At 71.4% G+C, this 20,575-nt stretch carries 15 protein-coding genes; 8 read left to right on the forward strand and 7 right to left on the reverse strand.

All coding sequences use genetic code 11. The features are described from left to right. Positions 1–256 (forward strand): sugar transferase (locus BMG523DRAFT_RS04855; protein ID WP_043590537.1); only part of this gene is annotated, 256 nt, incomplete at its 5' end. Between the two features lie 13 nt (positions 257–269). Here the strand turns inward: BMG523DRAFT_RS04855 and cysC are convergent. Further along, on the reverse strand, positions 270–2,156 hold the full coding sequence (cysC, locus tag BMG523DRAFT_RS04860) for an adenylyl-sulfate kinase (protein WP_035958213.1): 1,887 nt from the start codon (positions 2,154–2,156) through the stop codon (positions 270–272). Between the two features lie 35 nt (positions 2,157–2,191). Between cysC and BMG523DRAFT_RS04865 the strand changes: the two genes are divergently transcribed. The 3 genes from BMG523DRAFT_RS04865 to BMG523DRAFT_RS04875 all read left to right on the forward strand — a co-directional run bounded on the left by BMG523DRAFT_RS04865 (position 2,192) and on the right by BMG523DRAFT_RS04875 (position 5,350). Next, positions 2,192–3,004: a 3'(2'),5'-bisphosphate nucleotidase CysQ gene (locus BMG523DRAFT_RS04865; protein ID WP_023840932.1), complete on the forward strand. Its 813-nt coding sequence runs from the start codon at positions 2,192–2,194 to the stop codon at positions 3,002–3,004. Positions 3,005–3,200: 196 nt separating this feature from the next. Further along, positions 3,201–4,106 carry a sulfate adenylyltransferase subunit CysD gene (gene cysD / locus BMG523DRAFT_RS04870; RefSeq protein ID WP_023840933.1) on the forward strand — a complete coding sequence of 302 codons (906 nt, stop codon included), beginning with the start codon at positions 3,201–3,203 and terminating at the stop codon, positions 4,104–4,106. Continuing rightward, positions 4,106–5,350, forward strand: coding sequence for a sulfate adenylyltransferase subunit 1 (locus BMG523DRAFT_RS04875; RefSeq protein WP_011435785.1), 1,245 nt, complete (start codon positions 4,106–4,108; stop codon positions 5,348–5,350). The genes cysD and BMG523DRAFT_RS04875 overlap by 1 nt, the downstream gene beginning before the upstream one ends. Positions 5,351–5,381: 31 nt before the next feature. On the opposite strand, the gene BMG523DRAFT_RS04880 is transcribed toward BMG523DRAFT_RS04875, so the two are convergent. From BMG523DRAFT_RS04880 to BMG523DRAFT_RS04890, 3 genes are all read right to left on the reverse strand, one after another. Next, positions 5,382–7,592: a hypothetical protein gene (locus BMG523DRAFT_RS04880; RefSeq protein WP_051623773.1), complete on the reverse strand. Its 2,211-nt coding sequence runs from the start codon at positions 7,590–7,592 to the stop codon at positions 5,382–5,384. Between the two features lie 5 nt (positions 7,593–7,597). Then, entirely contained in the window at positions 7,598–7,879 is a 282-nt protein-coding gene (locus BMG523DRAFT_RS04885) for a hypothetical protein (RefSeq protein WP_011435787.1), read from the reverse strand. A 158-nt stretch (positions 7,880–8,037) separates the two neighbouring features. Beyond that, positions 8,038–8,937, reverse strand: a complete 900-nt coding sequence (locus tag BMG523DRAFT_RS04890; RefSeq protein WP_235462871.1) for a pyrimidine reductase family protein — start codon at positions 8,935–8,937, stop codon at positions 8,038–8,040. Between the two features lie 178 nt (positions 8,938–9,115). On the opposite strand from BMG523DRAFT_RS04890, the gene zapE reads away from it, so the two are divergent. Continuing rightward, on the forward strand, positions 9,116–10,288 hold the full coding sequence (gene zapE, locus BMG523DRAFT_RS04895) for a cell division protein ZapE (protein WP_043590540.1): 1,173 nt from the start codon (positions 9,116–9,118) through the stop codon (positions 10,286–10,288). A gap of 296 nt (positions 10,289–10,584) precedes the next feature. On the opposite strand, the gene treZ is transcribed toward zapE, so the two are convergent. The 3 genes from treZ to glgX form a co-directional block, all read right to left on the reverse strand. Then, a complete protein-coding gene (gene treZ, locus BMG523DRAFT_RS04900; protein WP_011435790.1) occupies positions 10,585–12,366 on the reverse strand; it encodes a malto-oligosyltrehalose trehalohydrolase in 1,782 nt (593 codons plus the stop codon). 694 nt (positions 12,367–13,060) lie between these two features. Then, a complete protein-coding gene (treY, locus tag BMG523DRAFT_RS04910) occupies positions 13,061–15,508 on the reverse strand; it encodes a malto-oligosyltrehalose synthase (protein ID WP_035941582.1) in 2,448 nt (815 codons plus the stop codon). A gap of 37 nt (positions 15,509–15,545) precedes the next feature. Next, positions 15,546–17,825, reverse strand: coding sequence for a glycogen debranching protein GlgX (gene glgX / locus BMG523DRAFT_RS04915; RefSeq protein ID WP_023840937.1), 2,280 nt, complete (start codon positions 17,823–17,825; stop codon positions 15,546–15,548). Between the two features lie 125 nt (positions 17,826–17,950). Here glgX and BMG523DRAFT_RS04920 point away from each other — a divergent pair, with 125 nt between their 5' ends. The 3 genes from BMG523DRAFT_RS04920 to BMG523DRAFT_RS04930 all read left to right on the forward strand — a co-directional run bounded on the left by BMG523DRAFT_RS04920 (position 17,951) and on the right by BMG523DRAFT_RS04930 (position 20,289). Then, positions 17,951–18,385, forward strand: coding sequence for an NfeD family protein (locus BMG523DRAFT_RS04920; RefSeq protein WP_011435794.1), 435 nt, complete (start codon positions 17,951–17,953; stop codon positions 18,383–18,385). A 127-nt stretch (positions 18,386–18,512) separates the two neighbouring features. Further along, entirely contained in the window at positions 18,513–19,457 is a 945-nt protein-coding gene (locus BMG523DRAFT_RS04925) for an SPFH domain-containing protein (protein ID WP_011435795.1), read from the forward strand. A gap of 298 nt (positions 19,458–19,755) precedes the next feature. Then, positions 19,756–20,289, forward strand: coding sequence for a DUF3145 domain-containing protein (locus BMG523DRAFT_RS04930; RefSeq protein WP_035732894.1), 534 nt, complete (start codon positions 19,756–19,758; stop codon positions 20,287–20,289). Positions 20,290–20,575: the final 286 nt, after the last annotated feature.

Genomic DNA, 20,575 nt, shown 5'->3' on the forward strand with positions numbered 1-20,575 from the left:
CGGCACGATGTCGCTGGTGGGGCCGCGTCCGCCGCTGCCGTCGGAGGTCGCCCGCTACGAGGACGACGTGCACCGCCGGCTGATGGTGAAGCCGGGGCTGACCGGCCTGTGGCAGATCAGCGGCCGGTCGGACCTCGAATGGGACGAGTCGGTCCGTCTCGACCTGCGCTACGTCGAGAACTGGTCACTGGCGATGGACTTCGTCATCCTCTGGCGCACCGTGTTCGCCGTGCTGCGTCGCGAGGGGGCGTATTAGGGGGCCCGCATGATCAGCTAGTCAGCCAGCCGGCGTGGCGTAGGTGGTCGATGATCCGGTCCACGGCGTCCTCGGCGGAGAGCTCCGCGGTGTTCACCGTGACGTCGGCGTCGGTCGGCGTCTCGTACGGATCGGACACGCCGGTGAAGGCGGGCAGGACGCCTGCGCGCGCCTTGGCATAGAGCCCCTTGCGGTCCCGCGCCTCGCACACCTCCAGCGGTGTGGACACGTGTACCAGCACGAATCCGCCGCCTGCGGCCCGGACCATCCCCCGGACCTGGGCGCGCACGTCGGCGTACGGCGCGATCGGCGCGCACACCGCGGTGCCTCCGGCTCCCGCGACCTGGGCCGCGACGAAGCCGATCCGTCGGACGTTGATATCGCGGTCGGCGCGGGAGAATCCCAGTCCCTGGGACAGGTGGGTCCGCACGACGTCCCCGTCGAGCAAAGTGAGCCGGCGTCCGCCGTATTCCAGCAGTCGACAGACGAGCAGGCCGGCCAGCGTCGACTTCCCGGAGCCGGACAGCCCGGTGAGAAACACGGTCAGGCCCCGCTTCGAACGTGGTGGGATGGCGCGGGAGAGCTCCGCGGCCACCGTCGGCGGGGTCAGTTCGGCCGGTATCGGGTTGCCAGCGTCGAGCAGCGAGGCCAGCTCCATCCGCCCGGGTGCCCCGATCGCCGGCCCGATGAGGCTGCCGGTCAGGCCGTAGAAGCTGGCCAGATGCGCCCGCTGGGCGGCGAGTTTCGCCAGTTCGTCGGCGGAGCTCGCCGCCGTCTCCACGCCTGTCCAGGCCGCGCCCGCCGCCGCCCACGCGATGTCCGCCAGGTCCGTCGGCGCTGGGGGGGCGGGCGTCACGGCCGTGGCCGGGCCCGGTACCCCTGCCGCCGCGTCGCTCGGTTTCGCGGATGTTTTCAGGACCGTCGCGCTCATGCCCGGTTCGCGGGGGGTGGCCAGCGCCTCCGACGGGATGACCGGAACGAGGACCAGCAGGCTGCGGTGCTCCGGCGTTCCCGCCTCGCCGGCTTTCGGCCGCCGGTAGGGGTCTGGCGGCGGTTCCGACCGCCGGCCGGCAACACCCGGCGGGCTGATCGCGTCGGCGGCGAGCGCCTCCGAGGAGAGCGTCGCCTCGGCGGCCCGCAACGGGGCGTCAACCGCCTTGAGAGCGGCGAGCAGGCAACGGACCCGCAGGTGATGCTCGGCGTCCGCGGGATCGGCGCCACCCACCGGGGCGAGGACGACACACCGTTTGCCCTGCCGGGTCAGCGCCCGGATCCGGCCCACGTCCGCCGTGTGGAGCAGGCCGTCCGCCCACACCGCCCAGCACGCGCCGGAACCCGCCTCGAGGCTGATCCAGCCTCGGGCGAGCAGCTCGGCCCGGACCTGGGCCGGGGTGAGCCGCAGGCCGGGATGATCGGGGTGGTGGGGCAGCCGGATGCCCTCGACCGTGCCGACTAGCCGGACCCGGGGTCCGTCCGGCCCCCCCGGCTGGTCCGGCAGGGGAATGGTCGTTCGGAGGTGCAGCGCCGCGATCATCACTCCCTCGGTGTCCCGCAGGGCCGCCGTGGAACTCGGTGTCAGTGCCTCGGCCTCGGCCGCGCCGACGACGAGGGTCGGCACCGGCACGCCGTTGATCTCGGGGTCCTCGGGATAACCGGGTTCCGACCCGAAGGCACCGAGCAGCAGCAGTTCCAGCTCGGCGAGCTGGGTCGGGCGCAGGGTCAGCGACGGCCAGGCGACCGACGCGGCCGTCAGCTCCGCGCCCCGGGCCGGCGTCGCCAGGACGGGGGTTGGTCCGGACCCGCCGGACTTGCCAGATCCGCCGGTCACACCGGCGGCACCGTTGGCACCGGACCTGGGGTGGTGATCAGGATCGGGGGCGGGATGGGAGGTGGTACTCACACTTGCGACGGTAGCTGGTGACAGACTCCATCCCAATGAACACCGATGACACCCGCCCGCCGTCCACCGTGCCGGTCGACATCGCGACCGACGAACTCGATGACGACGTCCTGGCCCGACGGTTGGCCACGGACGCCGGCAAACTGCTGTTGCGGATCAGGGAGGAGGTCGGGTTCGCCGAACCCGCGACCCTGCGTGACGCCGGGGACGCGCGTTCGCATCAGCTCCTGACCCGGGCGTTGGCGCGGCACCGCCCGCGGGACGCTGTGCTGTCCGAGGAGGGCGTTGACGACGTCGCGCGGCTGTCCGCGGAGCGGGTCTGGATCGTCGACCCCCTGGACGGCACCCGCGAGTTCGCCGAACCCGGCAGGTCGGACTGGGCGGTGCATGTCGCGCTCTGGCAGGCCGGCGAGCTCGTCTCGGGCGCGGTGGCGCTGCCGGCGCTCGGGTTGACGCTGTCCAGCGCGGGCGGGCTGCCGCCGCAGCTGGCCGGGGCGCGTCCGCCACGGATCGTGGTCAGCCGGACCCGGGCCCCACAGCTGGTCACGGAGGTCGCGGAGGCACTGGGCGCCACCATCGTCCCGATGGGTTCGGCCGGTGCGAAGGCCGGCGCCGTCATCCGCGGGGAAGCCGAGATCTACCTGCACGCCGGCGGCCAGTACGAGTGGGACTCCGCCGCCCCGGTGGCGGTCGCGCGGTCGGCGGGGCTGCACACCAGCCGGCTGGACGGCTCGCCGCTGCGGTACAACCAGCCCGACCCGCTGTTGCCCGACCTGGTCATCTGTGCTGCGAGCTGGGCATCGGAGGTTCTCCGGGCGATCGGCGCCGCGGGGGGCTCCGGCGGTTGAGGCGCGTGCCTGCGGAGTGCGCTCGGAGCGGCCGCGGAGGGTGGCGATTGTCGATCCATGGTTGTTCTGGATGGCGTCGGTCGTGGATGTGGGTCCACCGTGAGGGGCGTAATGCCGCCGAAACCGCCGGCAGGGCCGCCGTGTCCGCTACTTTGGTGGGACACATCGCCTCGACGGGGGGTTTCGCGTGCCGGTGATGGGTTACGAGCTCACCCAGCTGCAGATGCTTGAGGCCGAGGCCGTCCACATCTTCCGCGAGGTGGCCGCGGAGTTCGAGCGTCCCGCCCTGCTGTTCAGCGGCGGGAAGGACTCGATCGTCATGCTCCGGGTCGCGCAGAAGGCCTTCTGGCCCGCGAAGCTGCCGTTCCCCCTGCTGCACATCGACACCGGGCACAACTTCGACGAGGTCCTCGAGTTTCGGGACAGGCGGGCGGCGGAGCTCGCCGCCCGCCTGGTGGTCGGTTCCGTCCAGGCCGCCATTGACGAGGGCGTGCTCACCGAAGACACCCGTCCGGGAGCCTCGCGTAACCAGCTACAGACACCGGTGCTGCTCGACGCCATCGCCGACAACAAGTTCGACGCGGTGTTCGGCGGCGCGCGCCGGGACGAGGAGAAGGCGCGGGCCAAAGAGCGAGTTTACTCCTTCCGGGACGAGTTCGGCCAGTGGGACCCCAAGAACCAGCGCCCCGAGCTGTGGTCGCTCTACAACGGCCGGCACCGCCCCGGTGAGCACATCCGGGTGTTCCCGCTGTCGAACTGGACCGAGCTCGACATCTGGCGGTACATCGCCCAGGAACGGCTGGAGATCCCCTCCATCTACTACGCGCATCGCCGGGACGTGTTCGAGCGTGACGGCATGCTGCTGGCGGTCACGCCGCTGACCCGCCCCCTGGCCGGTGAGACGGCGGCGCCCCGGCAGGTGCGCTATCGCACGGTGGGCGACATCACCTGCACCGGAGCGGTCGAGTCAACCGCGGCGACCGTCGAGGAGGTCATCGCCGAGGTGGCCACCACCCGGCTCACCGAACGCGGCGCGACCCGGGCTGACGACCGGGTCAGCGAGGCGGCGATGGAGGACCGTAAGCGGGAGGGGTACTTCTGATGGCCGAGTTGCTGCGGGTCGCGACGGCGGGGTCCGTCGACGACGGGAAGTCGACCCTGATCGGGCGGCTCCTCTACGACACGAAGTCGCTGTTCTCCGACCAGCTCGCCGCGGTCGAGCGGACCAGTCGGGAGCGCGGCGACGGCTACGTCGACCTCGCGCTGCTCACCGATGGTCTGCGGGCCGAGCGGGAGCAGGGCATCACGATCGACGTCGCGTACCGTTACTTCGCCACGCCCCGGCGGTCGTTCATCCTCGCTGACACCCCCGGGCACGTGCAGTACACCCGCAACATGGTCACCGGCGCGTCCACCGCCGACCTCGCGCTGCTGCTCGTCGACGCGCGCAAGGGGGTCGTCGAGCAGACCCGCCGGCACGCCTTCCTGACGTCCTTGCTGCGCGTGCCCCATCTGGTGCTCTGTGTGAACAAGATGGACCTCGTCGACTTCGATCGGGACGTCTTCGAGAAGATCAAGGAGGAGTTCCGGCACTTCGCGGCGAAACTGGAGATCGTCGACGTCACGACGATCCCGATCTCCGCGCTGGGCGGGGACAACGTGGTCTCCCGGTCGCCGAGCACTCCCTGGTACGGGGGCAGCTCGCTGCTGCACCACCTGGAGGAGCTCCACATCGCCTCCGACCGCAACCTCATCGATGTGCGCTTCCCGGTGCAGTGGGTGGTCCGGCCGCGGAACGACGACCTGCACGACTACCGCGGGTACGCCGGTCAGGTCGCCGGCGGGGTGCTCAAGCCCGGCGACGAGGTCGTCGTCCTGCCCTCCGGGCTGACCACGCGGATCGTCGGCATCGACACGTTCGACGGCCCGGTTGACGAGGCCTTCCCGCCGATGTCGGTGACCATCCGGCTCGAGGACGATCTGGACGTCTCCCGGGGCGACATGATCGCCCGGCCGATGAACCAGCCGACCGTCGGCCAGGAACTCAACCTGATGGTCTCCTGGATGGTCGACGCCCCGCTGCGCCGCCGGGCCCGGATCGGGATCAAGCACACCACCCGTTCGGTACGGGCGATGGTCACCGACATCTGCTACCGCGTCGACATCGACACCCTGCACCGCGACGAGACCGTCGAGACGCTGGGTCTGAACGACATCGGCCGGATCGCCCTGCGGACGACGTCCCCGCTGTGCTACGACCTGTACCGCCGCAACCGGAACACCGGCAGCGTGCTGCTCATCGACGAGTCGACCGGGACCACTCTCGGCGCCGGGATGATCATCTAGCCGGTGGCGACGGGGAGAGCCGGGGGCCGGGTCAGCCCGGCCGCCGCCCCCAGTCCGGTGGCAGGGAGGATCCCCGGCTGCCGGCCCGGCCGTCGAGGAACGAGATGCGGTCGTTGTTCGCGACCATCGCCGGGCTCGCGAGCCAGGCGGCATAGGCACGCCGCTGGGTCGGCGTCATCCGCGCGGACGGACGCGGATTCCCCGAGGCGTCGAGGAAGTTCTCCGCCGGCGAGGTGATGAACCCGTCGGCCCTCGGATCGCCGGTGTAGACGCGGCACGGCCCGCCGGCGGGGGCCACCGCGATCGGCCGGAGCGGGTCACGATCCCGGCGGGCCCAGAGCCGGCGGGCGCTGGTCTCGTAGGCCGCCGCCCAGCCGGGCAGGACCCGGGAGGCGTCTCGCAGGTCCGCGACGACCTGGGCGGGGCGGGTGGTCGGCAGGTCGCTGTAACGGGCCCGGATCCAGGCCTCGATCATCTCCACGGTGACCCCGACGCCCAGATGGACGAAGGTGCCCGGTGGGTTCGTCGGATCGATGGACTTGCCCACCTCCCCGAGCACGTCGAGCAGCACCGCCTGCTGCCGGCGGTGGGCGCCGACCGCGTCGGCATGCTCGCGCAGCACCGCCTCGGTCGCATCGGCGAGGGCGCCGGCGAAGAACGCCTGCGCGCGTTCGACCCGCAGGTAGCCCAATGCCAGGGGGCTCGACGAATACCCGCCGGGGGCCGTTTTCCAGCCCTGGACCGAGGCGGCCACCTGGTCGTCGAGACGAAGACCGTAGGTCGTGACATCCTGGGCGAGCAGACCGGCCAGCGCCCCGCCGCGCAGGCACTCCCGCAACAGCGACTCCCACGCCTCGAGCGGGATCAGCTCGACCAGGGCGGACTGCGCCGCCGCGGCCCCGGCCTGCGGGTCCACCGTGGGACCGGGGACCACGGCGGTGACGGCGTCGTAGAGCTCGTCCCGATAGGTCCGTAGCGCCGGGACGAGGGCCGCCCGCAGCCGGAGGAGCAATGGCCGGTCACCGGTCGCCTGGACGGCCCCGGCCAGCCGGGAGACGAACGAGGCCGAGGCCCGCGGATCGGCACGGCGGCTCTCCTGGCTTCCCGCCGCGGCCACCAGCCGGATCCAGGCATCTTCCAGGGATCGGGCCGTCGCGAGATCCACCGGCAGCGGAAGGGCGAGCACGGCCGCGCCGCGCAGGATGGTGTCGATGTGGTCCGCCGCGAACCGGGCGGCCAGCGCCGGGGTCGCGGCGATGGCGTCCAGCAGCACCCCCTGGTAGTCGGTGACGGTCGGTCGGCCCCGGCTCGTGGGCCCGGCCGCGGCGGGGGCGAGCAGGCCGACGTCGTGCGGCGCCGACGGGGCGACCGCGGCGTCACCTGGTCCGTTACCCGGTCGGTCACCCGGTCCGAAGGCCATCCGGCCCAGCCGGTCTAGCAGCGCACTGTCGAGGCGGGCCGAGGCGAGCAGGGGGGTCAGTAGGACCGTCTCGGCCGTGTCGGTCCTCCCGGCGGTGTTGAACCGACCGAGCCAGGCGGCGTCGAGAGTTCGCCGGTGGCTGTAGGAGGCCAGGGTGGCGCCGAGGATCCGTTCGGCCTCCCGCCGGTCGAAGCCGAGCGGTTCGGGTGGACGGTGGACCATCGGCCCCCGCGACAGTCCCTCCACCCGGTAGAGCAGCCGCGCGAGCCCGTCGGGTCCCAGCGCGTCGTGAAAGCCCAGGACGAAGTCCGGATCGTTCATCCGGGACCGCAGCACGGTCAGCGCGTCACGCGGGGTGACCATGCCTGAGGCGTTTCCGCCCGTTCCGCCCCGGCCCGTTCCGTGCCGGCCTGATCCGTGCCGGTCCGGCTCGTCCCCCCGCAGCGAGTGCGCCAACGCCCGTCCGGCGGCCACGGCCTGCTCGGAGGTGCGGGGCGCCTCGGAGGTACCAGGAATGCCCGGCGCCTCGCGGTGCACCGGCCGCCGAAGCGGGGCGGATGTCGGCCTGATCGTGATGCCGATCCCGTCGTCGACACCCTCGGCGAGACGCAGCCGGCGCCGCAGCATGGTGACCTCGGCCTTGACTTCGTCCTCCAGCGCGCCGAGCCGTTCCGCCGGGGTGGGCGGCAACCCGGCATCCGTCAACGCCGCGACGAGGGAGCGGGACCAGGAGCGCAGCAGATCCCCGGCCTCGGCCACGCTGGACACCAGCACACGCATCCGGTCGGGGTCGACGAGCACCCGGTCGCTTGGTCCGGGCATGCGCGTCAGCCGACCTTCCGCGGCCCGCCGGGGCCCGCCGGGGCGAACGCTGTCTCGCGGACCTGCAACGCTGTCTCGCAGGCCTGCACGCACCGATCGAGGGCCATGGCCGCCTCCGCCGCGAGCCGCCGCATCCGGCGTTGCCAGACCTCGGCCTGACGACCCTCCCAGGCCTCGGCACCGACCGCCGAGATCCGCTCCAGCGCGGCGGCTACGTCCAGCCGGGCACGCCGGGCTTGGGTCAGGGCGACGGCCACCGTCGCGCGACGTCCCTCGGGCACCGTCATGCGCACACCACCCAGATCGTGATCAGGTTTACCGGTGGCGACGCTAACAGCGGCCCGCCCGCCCGCGCCCGCGCGGCGACGCGACTGTGGATGACGCCGGTGCCGGTTCGGCCGCCTGTGGATGACGCCGGTGCCGGTTCAGCGCCGGTAACGCCGGTTCAGCGCCGGTAACGCAGGAACAGGACGTCGTCCTCGGCGAGGATCTGGGTCAGGGTGAGCGCGGCCGGTGCCGGCCACGGCTCGCCTTTCATGATCCCGAGTCGGCCCGGTCCGGCCAGTACCGGGGCGATCGTCAGGCACAGCTCGTCGAGGAGACCCGCCGCGGCGAGCTGGGAGTGCAGCAGCGGACCGCCCTCGGTGAGGATGCGGGTCATTCCCCGTTCCGCCAGGGCCCGGACGGCGAGGTCGGGTTCAACGGCGCTGCCGCCGCAGATCGCGATGTCGGCGACCGCCGCCAGCCGCCGGCGCCGATCGAGGGGCGCGGTCTCGCAGGTCAGTAGCACCGGTCGGATCTCCCCGCGGAACAGCCGGGCACCCGGGTCGAAGCCCGCCGTCGCGGTCACGACCGCGATCGGGGGCACCGCCGCGAGCCCCGCGGCGACGCGCCGCTCCCTCCGTTCGGGCGGGATGACCACCGGCCCGTAGTTCTCCGTCCGGGCAGTGCCGGCACCGACCAGCACCACGTCGCTGAGCCAGCGCAGCAACCGGAAGACCCGCAGGTCGGCTTCCCCGCCCAGGGGGCCCGAGCGGCCGCCCACCTCGGCGGCCCCATCGACCGAGGCCACGAAGTTTGCCCGGATGTAGGGGGTATGCGCGGCGGACGGGGGGTAGGCGTACACCTCGTCGAGATCGATGTCCTCGATGTCCTCGATGTCCTCGATGTCCTCGACGGCCTCGATGTCCTCGATGGCCTTCCTCGCGAGCCCGGCGCCCGCCGCGGCCGTGGAGTCTGTGGTCGCTGCGGCGTCTGTGGTCGCCGCGGCCTTTCCGGGGGCCACCGCCCCGGCGGCCCCCGCGGAACCGGCGAACGGGGGTGGAACCGGGAAGATACGTCGCACCGGGCCGACTGTAACGGGCGACGGTGCTGGTCATCCGATCGGCGGCGAACCCAGGTCGGCGGCGAGCCCATGGCCGGCCCGGGGCCGATCAACCGTTGTGGTATCGCGGTCGTTGTGACGTCGGCCGCGATACCGCGGGCCGGGACGGCGGGTACGGGCGTCTCCGTACGCTGGGCGGGTGGCGCAGCGTCTCGTCGATCGCCGGCCGATTGTGCCGCCCGGGGACCTGGTCGCGGCGCTCGTCCCGCCGCCCCGGTTCGACGCGGTCCGGTTCGCCGGCTACCTGCCCGATCCGGCCGAGCCGAGCCAGGCCGCCGCGGTCATGGCGCTGTCCGCGTTCGCCGACCGGTTGACCGCCTCGTCCGGGCGGTCCAGCCGTTCAGATCGTTCCAGCCGTTCCAGCCGTTCCAGGTATGCGGGCCATTCTGGGAAGGGCGGCCTGTGCGGGCTCCTGACCCGGGGGACGGGGGTGTCGGGTCCGTTCGGATCGGGCCCGCGCCGTTCCGGAAGCGCCGGTCCGTCCGGAATGCGGCCGGGGGTGTACCTCGACGGCGGCTTCGGCGTCGGTAAGACCTACCTGCTCGCCTCGCTGTGGCACGCCGTGCCCGGTCCGAAGGCGTATGGCACGTTCGTAGAACTGACCTCCCTGGTCGGCGCGTTGGGATTCGCCGCGACCGCGCGGGCCCTCGCGGGCCTGCGCCTGGTCGCGATCGACGAGTTCGAGCTCGACGATCCCGGCGACACGGTGCTGGTGTCCAGCCTGCTGACTCGGCTCGTCGAGGCCGGTGTCCACCTGGCCGCGACGAGCAACACCCAGCCGGAGGACCTCGGTGCCGGTCGGTTCGCCGCCGCCGACTTCCGCCGTGAGATCCAGGGTCTGGCGGCCAGCTTCGACATCCTCCGGGTGGACGGGGAGGACTATCGGCACCGGGGTCTTCCGGCCGCGCCCCCGCCGTGTACCGACGACGAGGTCGGCGCGCGGGCGGCTGCCGTGGAGGGGGCGACCGAGGACGGATTCGCCGCGCTGTGCGAGCACCTCGCCGGGCTGCACCCCTCCCGGTACGGCGCGCTCGTGGCCGGGGTCACCCTGGTCTGCCTGCACCGGGTCGTGCCGGTCGAGGATCAGGCGGTGGCGTTGCGGGTGGTGGTCCTCGCCGACCGGCTCTACGACCGGTCGATCCCGGTCGTGGCCTCCGGCGTGCCCTTCGGGGAGCTGTTCGGAGCGGAGCTGCTCGCCGGGCCGCATCGCAAGAAGTACCAGCGGGCCATGTCCCGGCTGAGCGCGCTGGCCCGGGACGCCGCGGCGGGGAACGACACCGCGGGCCGCGTCGCCGGGATGCTGCCCGGCTGACGCACCCGGCCGGGTGCGGCGGCCCGAACGTGCGGCTGACGCACCCGAGTGGGGTGTCGGAGCCTGCGGTCCGGACGCCGGACCGGCCGGAGTATCTGTTCGCCGTTCCGGGCGTGGACGACCCGCTGGCGGTTGTGCCGAGGCCTGCGACCATGGGTGCATGGGAACCTACGTCGTGCTGCTCGTCATGGTGTTGTTGGTGGGGCTGGCGGTGCTGGGCGGACTCTATTTCGTGCTGTCCAGGGACCACACCCGGCGCTGACGGCTGGTGCGCTGAGGGCTGGTGCGCGGACAGGTCAGCCAGCGGTCGGCTCGACCGGGGGGAGCAGGCGGATGATCACGACCGACTCGCCGTCGAGTTCCACCCGTCCCGGCATGTAGGTGAACCCGTGGGCGGATGCGGCCGGGGCGTCGAACGGGACGCCGTCGAGGGGGACGGCCTGCCGTTCGGCGGCCAGGTTCACGACGATCGCCACGTCGCCGCGACGGACCACCAGCCAGCGGGCCTCCTCGTCGAAGGTGCACGCGACCGAGGACCACGCCGGGTCGGTCAGCGCCGGCAGCCGGCGACGCAGCGCGATCAGCCGGCGGTGCCAGTCCAGCAGGTCGGAGTGACCCTCCCGGCCTGGTTCGGACCAGTCGAGTTTCGACTGCTGGAAGGTCGCCGGGTCCTGGGGATCGGGAACGTCCTGCGGCTCCCAGCCGTGGGCGGCGAACTCGGCGCGCCGACCCTCCCGCACCGCGTCCCCCAGCCCGGGGGCGGTGTGGTCGGTGAAGTACTGCCAGGGGGTGCGGGCACCCCACTCCTCGCCCATGAACAGCATCGGGGTGACCGCCGAGGTGAGCAGCAGGGCCGCACCGATCCGGAGCAGGCCGTCGCTGAGCGTGGCTGACGCCCGGTCGCCGGCGGCCCGGTTGCCGATCTGGTCGTGGTTCTGCAGGAAGGTGACGAACCGGTAGGCGGGCGTGGTCGGGGGGATCGGCCGGCCGTGGGAGCGCCCGCGGAACGTCGAGTAGCCGCCGTCGTGGACGAACCCACTGGTCAGCGCGTGGGCGAGGGTCGAGATCGAACCGAAGTCCCCGTAGTACCCCTGCCGTTCGCCGGACAGGGTTGCCCACAGCGCGTGATGGATGTCGTCGCACCACTGCCCGTCCAGGCCGTACCCGCCGGCCTCGGGTGCGGCGACCAGTTTCGGGTCGTTGAGGTCCGACTCGGCGACGGCGAACAGCGGGCGGCGCAGCTGGGCGCCGAGCCGGTGGACCGCCTCGGCGATCTCCTCCAGCAGGTGCAGTGCCCGGCTGTCCTGAAAGGCGTGGACGGCGTCGAGACGCAGCCCGTCGCAGTGGTAGTCGCGCAGCCAGGACAGGGCGCTGTCGATGATGAACGTGCGGACCTCGTCGGAGCCGGGGGCGTCGAGGTTGACCGCGGGGCCCCACGGAGTGCTGTAGCGGTCGGTGAAGTAGGGCCCGAAGCGGCCGAGGTAGTTGCCGTCCGGACCGAGATGGTTGTAGACGACGTCCATGATCACGCCGAGGCCGCGAGCGTGCGCGGCGTCGACGAAGCGCTTGAGCCCGTCCGGGCCGCCGTAGGGCTCGTGCACCGCGAACAGACCGACGCCGTCGTAACCCCAGCCGTGCCGGCCCGGGAAGGCGTTGACCGGCAGCAGTTCGATGGCGTCGATGCCGAGCTCGACGAGATGGTCGAGCTTGCCGATGGCCGCGTCGAAGGTGCCCTCCGGGGTGAACGTCCCGACGTGCAGCTCGTAGAGCACGCTGCCGGCCAGCGCGATGCCCCGCCAGGTCCCGTCGGTCCAGGGGAAGGTCGAGTGGTCAACCAGCCGCGACCGGCCGTGAACCCCCAGCGGCCCCGGCTGCCAGGCCGATCGGGGGTCGGGCAGCTCCTCGCTGCCGTCGTCGAGCAGGAAGGCGTAGTCCGTGCCATGCTTCGCGGACGGGACGTTGACCCACCACCACCCCCGTTTCCCGGCGGTCATCTCGTGCGTCGAGTCGCCGGCGGAGCCCGCCACGACCAGGCTGACCGTCTTCGCCTCAGGGGCCCACAGCCGCAGGGTGCTCATCGGTCTTGTCTACCTGCCAGAGCCGTCGGACACGCCGTGACGGCGACAATGGTGACGACATCGGTCCCCGGCCGAAGGCGCCCGGCTGCCCGGCATGCCGAGCCGGATGGCACCGAGATGGCAGCGAGGTAGTCCCCGGAGGGGAGGGCAGCCGCCGCGCGATGCCTCCACATCTTGATCGTATGGCACCGTTATGCCATGATTTTGCTGTCGTGATGTTCGACCGGAGGTTCGCTGCACTCCCGCCCCTCCGCCGGGCCTACGACACGCCGTCCCACCTGCGCGTTGATTTTCGGGTCCTCATGATCCCTACGAGGGATTGCAACATGATCATGACGAACCGGCGGGTGGGCCACCACCAGGTCCTCATGATCCCTACGAGGGATTGCAACATGACCATGACGAACCGGCGGGTGGGCCACCACCAGGTCCTCATGATCCCTACGAGGGATTGCAACATGACGGGCGTGAGCCGGTGCGCGATGTCATTTGCCAGGAGCCTGGGACCAGGGTCTTGCCATGACCTAGGGACCATCTTGCGGCTGCCGGGACCTTGCCGCACGCGCGGTGGAACGCACGGGCGGCTGAACGGTCTGGCTCAGGGTCGGTGAGAGGCAGGCGACCCAGCCGTGAGCCGCCCCTGCCAGCCCGGCCGCGGGCCACCAGATGTTGGCCGGGGCCGGCCTGCCGCGTGCTACGCGCGGACGAGCAGGCTCACCGGGAAGTCGCGTAGCAGCCGGAGCACATAGGCGGTGCCGCCGTCGTGCTTGCGGCCGGTGAGCACGTCCGTCCAGCGTCCCTCGGGCAGGGGGATGGTGGTGTCCCGCCAACCGCCGCCGCGGCGCAGGCCGAGGACAAGCCGGGGCACCACGGTGACGACGGACTCGGACCGGCTGAAGGCGACGACGTTCTCCGCGGCCGAGCCGGAGGCCCACAGCGGCCGGTAGATCGCGTCCGCCCCGAACCATTCGGGATGGTCGCGGCGGGTCCGTAGCGCCCGGGCGACGACGAGCAGCTTCGCCGCGCCGGAGTCGTCGAGGGTCGGCGGGCGCCGCGGCGCACCGGTCTCGGCGGTCGACTCCACACCGATCTCGGCGAGCAGCTTGGTGCGGTCACCGTAGTTGACCGCCCGCCGGTTGTCCGGATCGACGAGGGAGAGATCCCACAGCTCCTGGCCCTGGTACACGTCCGCCACCCCCGGCATGGTCAGCTGGAGCAGCTTCTGGGCCAGCGAGTTCTGCCGGCCCAGCTCCACCAGCGTGGCGACGTACCGCTCCAGGATGCCGACGAACTCGTCGTCCTCCAGCACTGACTCGATGTAGTTCGTCAGGGCCGCCTCGTAGCCGGGGTCCTGGTCGGTCCAGCTCGTGTGGGTCTTCGCTTCCCGGACGGCCTTGAGCATGTACTGCGTGGCCCGGTCGGCGGGCAGCGGCCAGGCGCCGACCAGGGTCTGCAGCAGGAAGTAGACGGTGACCCGGTCGGGCCAGCCCTGCTCGGTGTCGCGGTGGCGTTCCCCGAGCCGCGCGAGCCGGCCGGCCACCTCGGCCCAGCCGCGGGGGTCCTCAGACAGCACCGCGAGCCGGGCCCGCACATCCTCCGACCGCTTGGTGTCATGCGTGGACAGGGTGGTCATCGTCAGTGGCCAGTTTCGCTGGACCGACAGGTTCGCCTCGTGGAACTCGGTGACGGCGCTGCGTGGGTGCCCGGTCGTGAACGCCGGGAAGCGGCCGGGGTTGCCGCCGACCTCGTTCAGTGCCAGCAGCCGGGCATACCGGTAGAAGGCGGTGTCCTCGATGCCCTTGGCCATCACCGGCCCACAGGTCTGCTGGAACCGGACGACGAACTCGGCCGGCCCGCCCAGCGCCAGGTCCTCGATGAGATCGACCTCGGTCGCCCGCCCCGGCAGGTGGGACCGGGCCTGCTCGCAGGCGCGGACCACGTGCCCGCGGGCCTCCAGGCTCGGCGTGCCGTCTGGGCGGATGTAGGCCCGGTAGACGTCGAAGGCGGCGAGGATCTCGCACATCGCTTCGTGCAGACCGGTTCGGGTGAGGTCGGCCCGGGCCTCCCTGGCCTCCCCGAGCGCGAGGCTTGTCAGCCGGTCCACCTCGGGCTGGAGCACGCCCGCGAGGACGTCGAGCTTGGCGGCCCGCGCCTCGGCCTCGTAGTCGGGGTCCGCACGGGTGATCTCGCCGTAGAGCACCGCGAGGGGATGACCCGCCATCGGGTCGAGAAACAGCCGGGTCAGCCGGCCGATCCCCTCGTAGCCGGTGGTGCCGTCGCAGGCCCAGGTGTCCGGCAGCGCCTCGTCATCCTCCAGGATCTTCTCGACGACGGTCCACACCCCGCCGGTGGCCTCCGACAGCCGGCGCAGGTAATCTTCCGGGTCCGCGAGCCCATCCGGATGGTCGATGCGCAGCCCGTCGAAGGTCCCCGCGCGGACCTGTTCGATGAGAATCCGGTGCGTGGCGGCGAACACGTCCGGGTCCTCCTGGCGCAGCGCCGCCAGGGTCGTGATATCGAAGAACCGCCGGTAGTTCAGCTCGGTCGCGGCGACCCGCCACCAGCACAGCCGGTAGAACTGCGCGTCGAGGGTCGCGGCGACGTCGTCGGGGTTGGCGGTGCCCGCGGCGACGGGCAGCACGTGGTCGTAGTAGACGACGACCCAGTCGCCGTCCTCGTCCTGTTCGACGGAGATCTCCCCGGCCGCCAGGCAGTCGGCGAGCCCGGCGCCCAGGATCGGCACCAACACCCGGCCGGGGTTGTCGGGGGAGGCCCAGTCGATGTCGAACCAGCTGGCGTAGGGGGATTCGGGTCCCTCGCGCAGCACCGACCACCAGGCCGCGTTCGTCGTTTCCGGGGCGATCGCCATGTGGTTGGGGACGACGTCGACGATCAGGCCGAGTCCCGCCTTGCGGCACGCGGCGACGAGCCGGCGCAGCCCGCCGGCTCCCCCCAGCTCGGGATTGATCTGCCCGTGCTCGACGACGTCGTAGCCGTGGGTCGAGCCGGGCGCGGCCTCCAGCACGGGCGAGAGGTACAGGTGGGAGACGCCGAGCGTGGCCAGGTAGGGGACGACGACCGCCGCATCGGTGAGGGAGAAGTCCAGGTTGAGCTGGAGCCGGTAGGTGGCGGTCGGTACCACCCGGTCGGCGCCGTACCCCCCGTCGGGGTGCGTCGGGTCAGCTGACACGGCGCAGCACGACGGTCGAGCGGGCGTCGAGTTCGATGGGATCGCCGGCCTTCACGGCCCTTCCCATGCTCGCGGGATCGAGGGCCGAGTGGAGCAGCGCGGTGTCGCTGAGCCGGGCGTCGACCTCGGCCGTCGACGCCCGGGTGTCGACGACGATCTCCCACGAACTGCCGAAACTGGTCGCCGGCGCCTGGAACCCGACCGGTTCATGGTGGGCATTGAAGAACAGCAGGAACGAGTCGTCGATGATGGCCTGGCCCAGCGCGTCGGGGTCCGGTATCCCCTCACCGTTGAGGTAGACGCCGAGTGATCGCGCCGTCCCGGACTCCCAGTCGCTGTCGGACATCTCCGTGCCGTCCGGGCGGAGCCAGGCGATGTCCTTGACGGCGGGGTCGTCCTTGACGGCGGGGTCGTCGCCGGAGCGCCCGCCACTGCCGTCCGCGTCCTGGCCGCCCGCCTGCCCGCCGGTGACCGCCTCGGCCGCGCCGTGCGTCGTGCCGCCCTGCCCGCGCAGCGACTTGCCCTGGAAGAACCGGCGGCGGCGGAAGATCGGATGATCATGGCGCAGCCTTGACAGCATGCCGGTGAACTCGATCAGGTCGGCGTTGCGCTCGGCGTCGGACCAGTCCAGCCAGGAGATCGGGTTGTCCTGGCAGTACGCGTTGTTGTTGCCCTGCTGGGTGCGTCCCATCTCGTCTCCGGCGACCAGCATCGGCACCCCCTGGGACAGCAACAGCGTCGTCAGCAGGTTACGGGTCTGCGCGGCGCGCAGGGACAGGACGGTCGGGTCGTCGGTGGGCCCTTCGACTCCGCAGTTCCACGACCGGTTGTCGTCGGAGCCATCCCGATTGTCCTCGCCGTTGGCTTCGTTGTGTTTTTCGTTGTAGGAGACCAGGTCGTGCAGGGTGAACCCGTCGTGCGCGGTGATGAAGTTGATCGATGCCCACGGCCGGCGCCCGCTGTTCTCGTACAGGTCGCTCGATCCGGTCAGCCGGGAGGCGAACTCGGCGATCCCGTGGTCCTGCCCGCGCCAGAAGCCGCGGACGGTGTCGCGGTATTTACCGTTCCACTCGGTCCACAGCGGGGGGAAGTTCCCCACCTGGTAACCGCCCTCGCCGAGGTCCCACGGTTCCGCGATCAGCTTGACCTGGGAGACCACCGGATCCTGCTGGACGAGGTCGAAGAACGATGACAGCCGGTCGACGTCGTAGAACTCCCGGGCCAGGGTCGCCGCGAGATCGAACCGGAACCCGTCCACGTGCATGTCGGTGACCCAGTAACGCAGCGAGTCCATGATCAGTTGTAGCACGTGCGGGTGTCGTACCCGCAGGCTGTTGCCGGTGCCCGTGTAGTCCATGTAGTACTGGGGACGGTTGTCCACGAGCCGGTAGTAGGCGCTGTTGTCGATGCCGCGGAAGCACAGCATCGGACCCATGTGGTTGCCCTCGGCGGTGTGGTTGTAGACGACGTCGAGGATCACCTCGATTCCGGCCTCGTGCAGGTTCTTGACCATTCCCTTGAACTCCTGCACCTGGCGGCCGTGGCCGCCGGAGGCGGAGTAGCCGCTGTGCGGCGCCAGGAACGCGATGGAGTTGTAGCCCCAGTAGTTGCGCAGCCCGCGGCTGACCAGATGCTCGTCATGGACGAACTGGTGCACCGGCAGCAGCTCGATCGCGGTCACGCCGAGCTTGCGATAGTGGTCGATCATCACCGGGTGGGCGACTCCCGCGTAGGTCCCGCGGTACTCCTCCGGCAGGCCGGGATGGTTCTTGGTCAGCCCCCGGACATGCGCCTCGTAGATCACCGACTCGTTGTAGGGCCGGCGTGGCGGGCGGTCCCCGTTCCAGTCGAAGAACGGGCTGATTACCACCGACTTCATCATGTGGGGGCCGGAGTCGGCGTCGTTGACGCTGTCGGGGTCGCCGAAGGTGTAGGGGAACACCGCCTGGTCCCAGGCGACCTCCCCGTCGACCGCCTTCGCGTACGGGTCGAGGAGGAGCTTGGTGGAGTTGCAGCGCAGCCCTCGGGCGGGGTCGTAGGACCCGTGGACCCGATAGCCGTAGCGCTGGCCCGGTCCCACGGTGGGAAGGTAGGCGTGCCAGACGAAGGCGTCCCGTTCCCGCAGGTCGATCCGCTCCTCGTTGCCCGCGTCGTCGAACAGGCACAGCTGGACCCGGTCGGCGACCTCGGAGAAGATCGCGAAATTTGTGCCCGATCCGTCGTATGTGGCGCCCAGGGGATAGGGGCTGCCGGGCCATACCTGTGACATACGACCGAAGCCTACGGGCCGAACGGTATTCGCGGGCCGGGGTCGCTTCATCCCGGGTTCGCGGGGCCTGCGATCCTTGAAGATTCTTTGATCGCCTGCTGAACGCCGCAGTCTATCATGGAGTCATGTCCGACGGGACGATCTGGATCGTCATCGCCGGCGCCCTGGTCGTCGGCGAACTACTGACGCTGGACCTGACGCTGGCGATGTTCGCGCTGGCCGCGCTCATCGGGGCCGGTGTCGCGCTGCTCGGCGTCGATCTGGTCTGGCAGATCGTCGCCTTCGTGGTCGCGGCGGGTGGATTTGGGCTGGGACTGCGTCCGGTGGCGAAGCGTCAGCTGCAACGTACGCCGCCCCTGCTCACGGGTGCCGACGCGCTCGTCGGAGAGCGCGCGATGGTGGTGGAGCGGGTCGACGGCGGCGGGGGTCGCGTGAAGATCAAAGGAGAGATCTGGTCGGCTCGGTCCTACCCCACCACCACCGTGCTCGAGGCCGGCAGCGAGGCGCGGGTGCTGCGCATCGATGGTGCCACCGCCATCGTCCACAGTTTCGAGCTCTGACGACCGGGGCCCCGGCGCCCCCGGCGATGCCAGTGGATGTGACAGCGCCGACATCGGGCCGGCCGGCCTTCAACCGGCCGGCATCGGGACGGCCGACATCGAGGGGGCTGACAGTGAGGGGTACGCCATGGCAGGAGTGATCGCCGCCGCGGTGATCGCGGTGGTCCTACTGATTTTTCTGGTCCGGGCGGTGCGCATCGTGCCGCAGGCGCGCGCGATGGTCATCGAACGGCTGGGCCGGTATCACCGCACGCTGACGCCGGGCCTCGCGATCCTGGTCCCGGTTGTCGACCGGGTCCGTGACCGCATCGACCTTCGGGAGCAGGTGGTCAGCTTCCCGCCGCAGCCGGTGATCACCGAGGACAACCTGGTGGTCGGGATCGACACGGTGATCTACTTCCAGGTCACCGACCCGCGGGCGGCGACCTACGAGATCGCGAACGTGATCCGGGCGATCGAGCAGCTGACCGTCACCACTCTGCGCAACGTGATCGGTGGGATGAACCTGGAGGCGACCCTCACCTCGCGGGACCAGATCAACGGGCAGCTGCGCGGCGTGCTCGACGAGGCCACCGGAAGGTGGGGAATCCGGGTCAACCGGGTGGAGCTCAAGGCCATCGATCCGCCGAAGTCCATCCAGGACTCGATGGAGAAGCAGATGCGGGCCGAGCGGGACCGCCGGGCCGCGATCCTGACCGCGGAAGGCGTCAAGCAAAGCGAGATCCTGCGGGCCGAGGGGGAGAAGCAGGCCGCGATCCTGCGGGCCGAGGGGGAGCGGGAGGCGCAGATCCTCACCGCTCAGGGCGAGGCCCAGGCGATCGACACCGTCTTCCGGGCGATCCACGAGGGTGACGCGGACCAGAAACTGCTGGCCTACCAGTACCTGCAGACGCTGCCGCGGATCGCCCAGGGGCAGGCGAGTAAGTTGTGGATCGTGCCCAGCGAGCTGACCACCGCCCTCGGCGGCCTCGGTGGCCTGTTCGGCGGTGCGGACCAGGCGGACAAGACCGTCGGGACCCGTCCCGCGCCCTCCGAGGGCCCGTCCGCGGGACCTCCGTCAACCGGTTCGTAACTCCCGGGTCTCCCGGCCCGGCGGTCCGGCGGCTCGGCGGTCCGGCGGCTCGTCGGCCGTCGTCGCCTGATCTTTTCGGGTGACCCGCCTCCTCGGATGACCTGCCCGATCGGCCCATCCCGAGCCCGTCACCAATGGTTGGTGCGGACAAGACTTCCGGCCATTTAGTGATACTTCAGGAGGAGGTAGGGCTAGTCCGCTGAGCCGGACCATGGGACGATTCACTCAGCCGAACGGGGGCGGGTCGACGGGCGCAGGGGAAGGCGTTCCTCGTCGACGGAGGTCCCGCGTGGTCGCAATGTCCCCGACAGCTCGTGAGCTGTCATCCGGCTCGTCGTCCTTCGCCGTGCCGGGCAAGCTGGCGGTTCTCGCCTGTCCGCCGGCGCTGTGCCCGCACCTGGAGTTCACCGTGTCCGGCGTTCTGTCGTCGCCAGTGTCGTTGACCTGGACGGCGCAGCCCGGCATGCCCGGATTTCTCTTCGCCGGGCTGGAGTGGCGGGCGTCGCCTGCTACCGCGGGGCGGGTGGCTGGCGCGCTGCGCCGGCTCGGGCATGTCACGTTCGAGACCGTCGAGGGACCCTCACCAGGGTGTGACGCCGAGCGGTACTCATACACCCCCGAGCTAGGGCTGCACCGCGCCGCGATCGCCGCGAACGGGGACGTCGTCGTGGGGGAGGCGGCGCTGCGGGCTCTGCTGGAACGGGGGGAAGCCCGGGAGACGCTCTCCCGGGGCCTGCACCGGCTGCTCGGAACCGCCTGGGACGACGTGCTCGAACCGCTGCGCCGGGGCGCCCACGGCGCCCCGGTCACCTGGCTGCGCCGGACCGGGTAGCCGGGTGGGGGCAGCCAGGTGACCGGGGCGCCGGCCGTGCCGTCCGGCTGCCGCGGGAGAGCTGCCGGACGTCGGCCGGGCGGGCTGGCGGGGTGGACGAGGCTCCTGGGCTGCGGAAGATCAGTGCGGCAACGTCGTCGGTCAAGGCCAGGGGATTCTCCGGGGCGTCTGAGGGCCGAGGGTGTGGTGAAGCCCACATCGGGGTAGCGCGGGTCTGACGGGCACATACCCCGGCGGTCGTGCGTTGTGGGTTGCGCACGACTACGCACAACTTCTCTGGGAGTTA

Origin of the sequence: Frankia sp. BMG5.23 (assembly GCF_000685765.2) — a bacterium.
GTDB classification, from domain to species: domain Bacteria; phylum Actinomycetota; class Actinomycetes; order Frankiales; family Frankiaceae; genus Frankia; species Frankia casuarinae.

Coding starts and splice junctions, on each gene's coding strand:
- BMG523DRAFT_RS04865 (WP_023840932.1), top strand. CDS start 2,192: ATGAACACCGATGACACCCGCCCGCCGTCCACCGTGCCGGTCGACATC.
- cysD (WP_023840933.1), top strand. CDS start 3,201: ATGGGTTACGAGCTCACCCAGCTGCAGATGCTTGAGGCCGAGGCCGTC.
- BMG523DRAFT_RS04875 (WP_011435785.1), top strand. CDS start 4,106: ATGGCCGAGTTGCTGCGGGTCGCGACGGCGGGGTCCGTCGACGACGGG.
- BMG523DRAFT_RS04880 (WP_051623773.1), bottom strand. CDS start 7,592: ATGCCCGGACCAAGCGACCGGGTGCTCGTCGACCCCGACCGGATGCGT.
- BMG523DRAFT_RS04885 (WP_011435787.1), bottom strand. CDS start 7,879: ATGACGGTGCCCGAGGGACGTCGCGCGACGGTGGCCGTCGCCCTGACC.
- treZ (WP_011435790.1), bottom strand. CDS start 12,366: ATGAGCACCCTGCGGCTGTGGGCCCCTGAGGCGAAGACGGTCAGCCTG.
- glgX (WP_023840937.1), bottom strand. CDS start 17,825: ATGTCACAGGTATGGCCCGGCAGCCCCTATCCCCTGGGCGCCACATAC.
- BMG523DRAFT_RS04920 (WP_011435794.1), top strand. CDS start 17,951: ATGTCCGACGGGACGATCTGGATCGTCATCGCCGGCGCCCTGGTCGTC.
- BMG523DRAFT_RS04925 (WP_011435795.1), top strand. CDS start 18,513: ATGGCAGGAGTGATCGCCGCCGCGGTGATCGCGGTGGTCCTACTGATT.
- BMG523DRAFT_RS04930 (WP_035732894.1), top strand. CDS start 19,756: ATGTCCCCGACAGCTCGTGAGCTGTCATCCGGCTCGTCGTCCTTCGCC.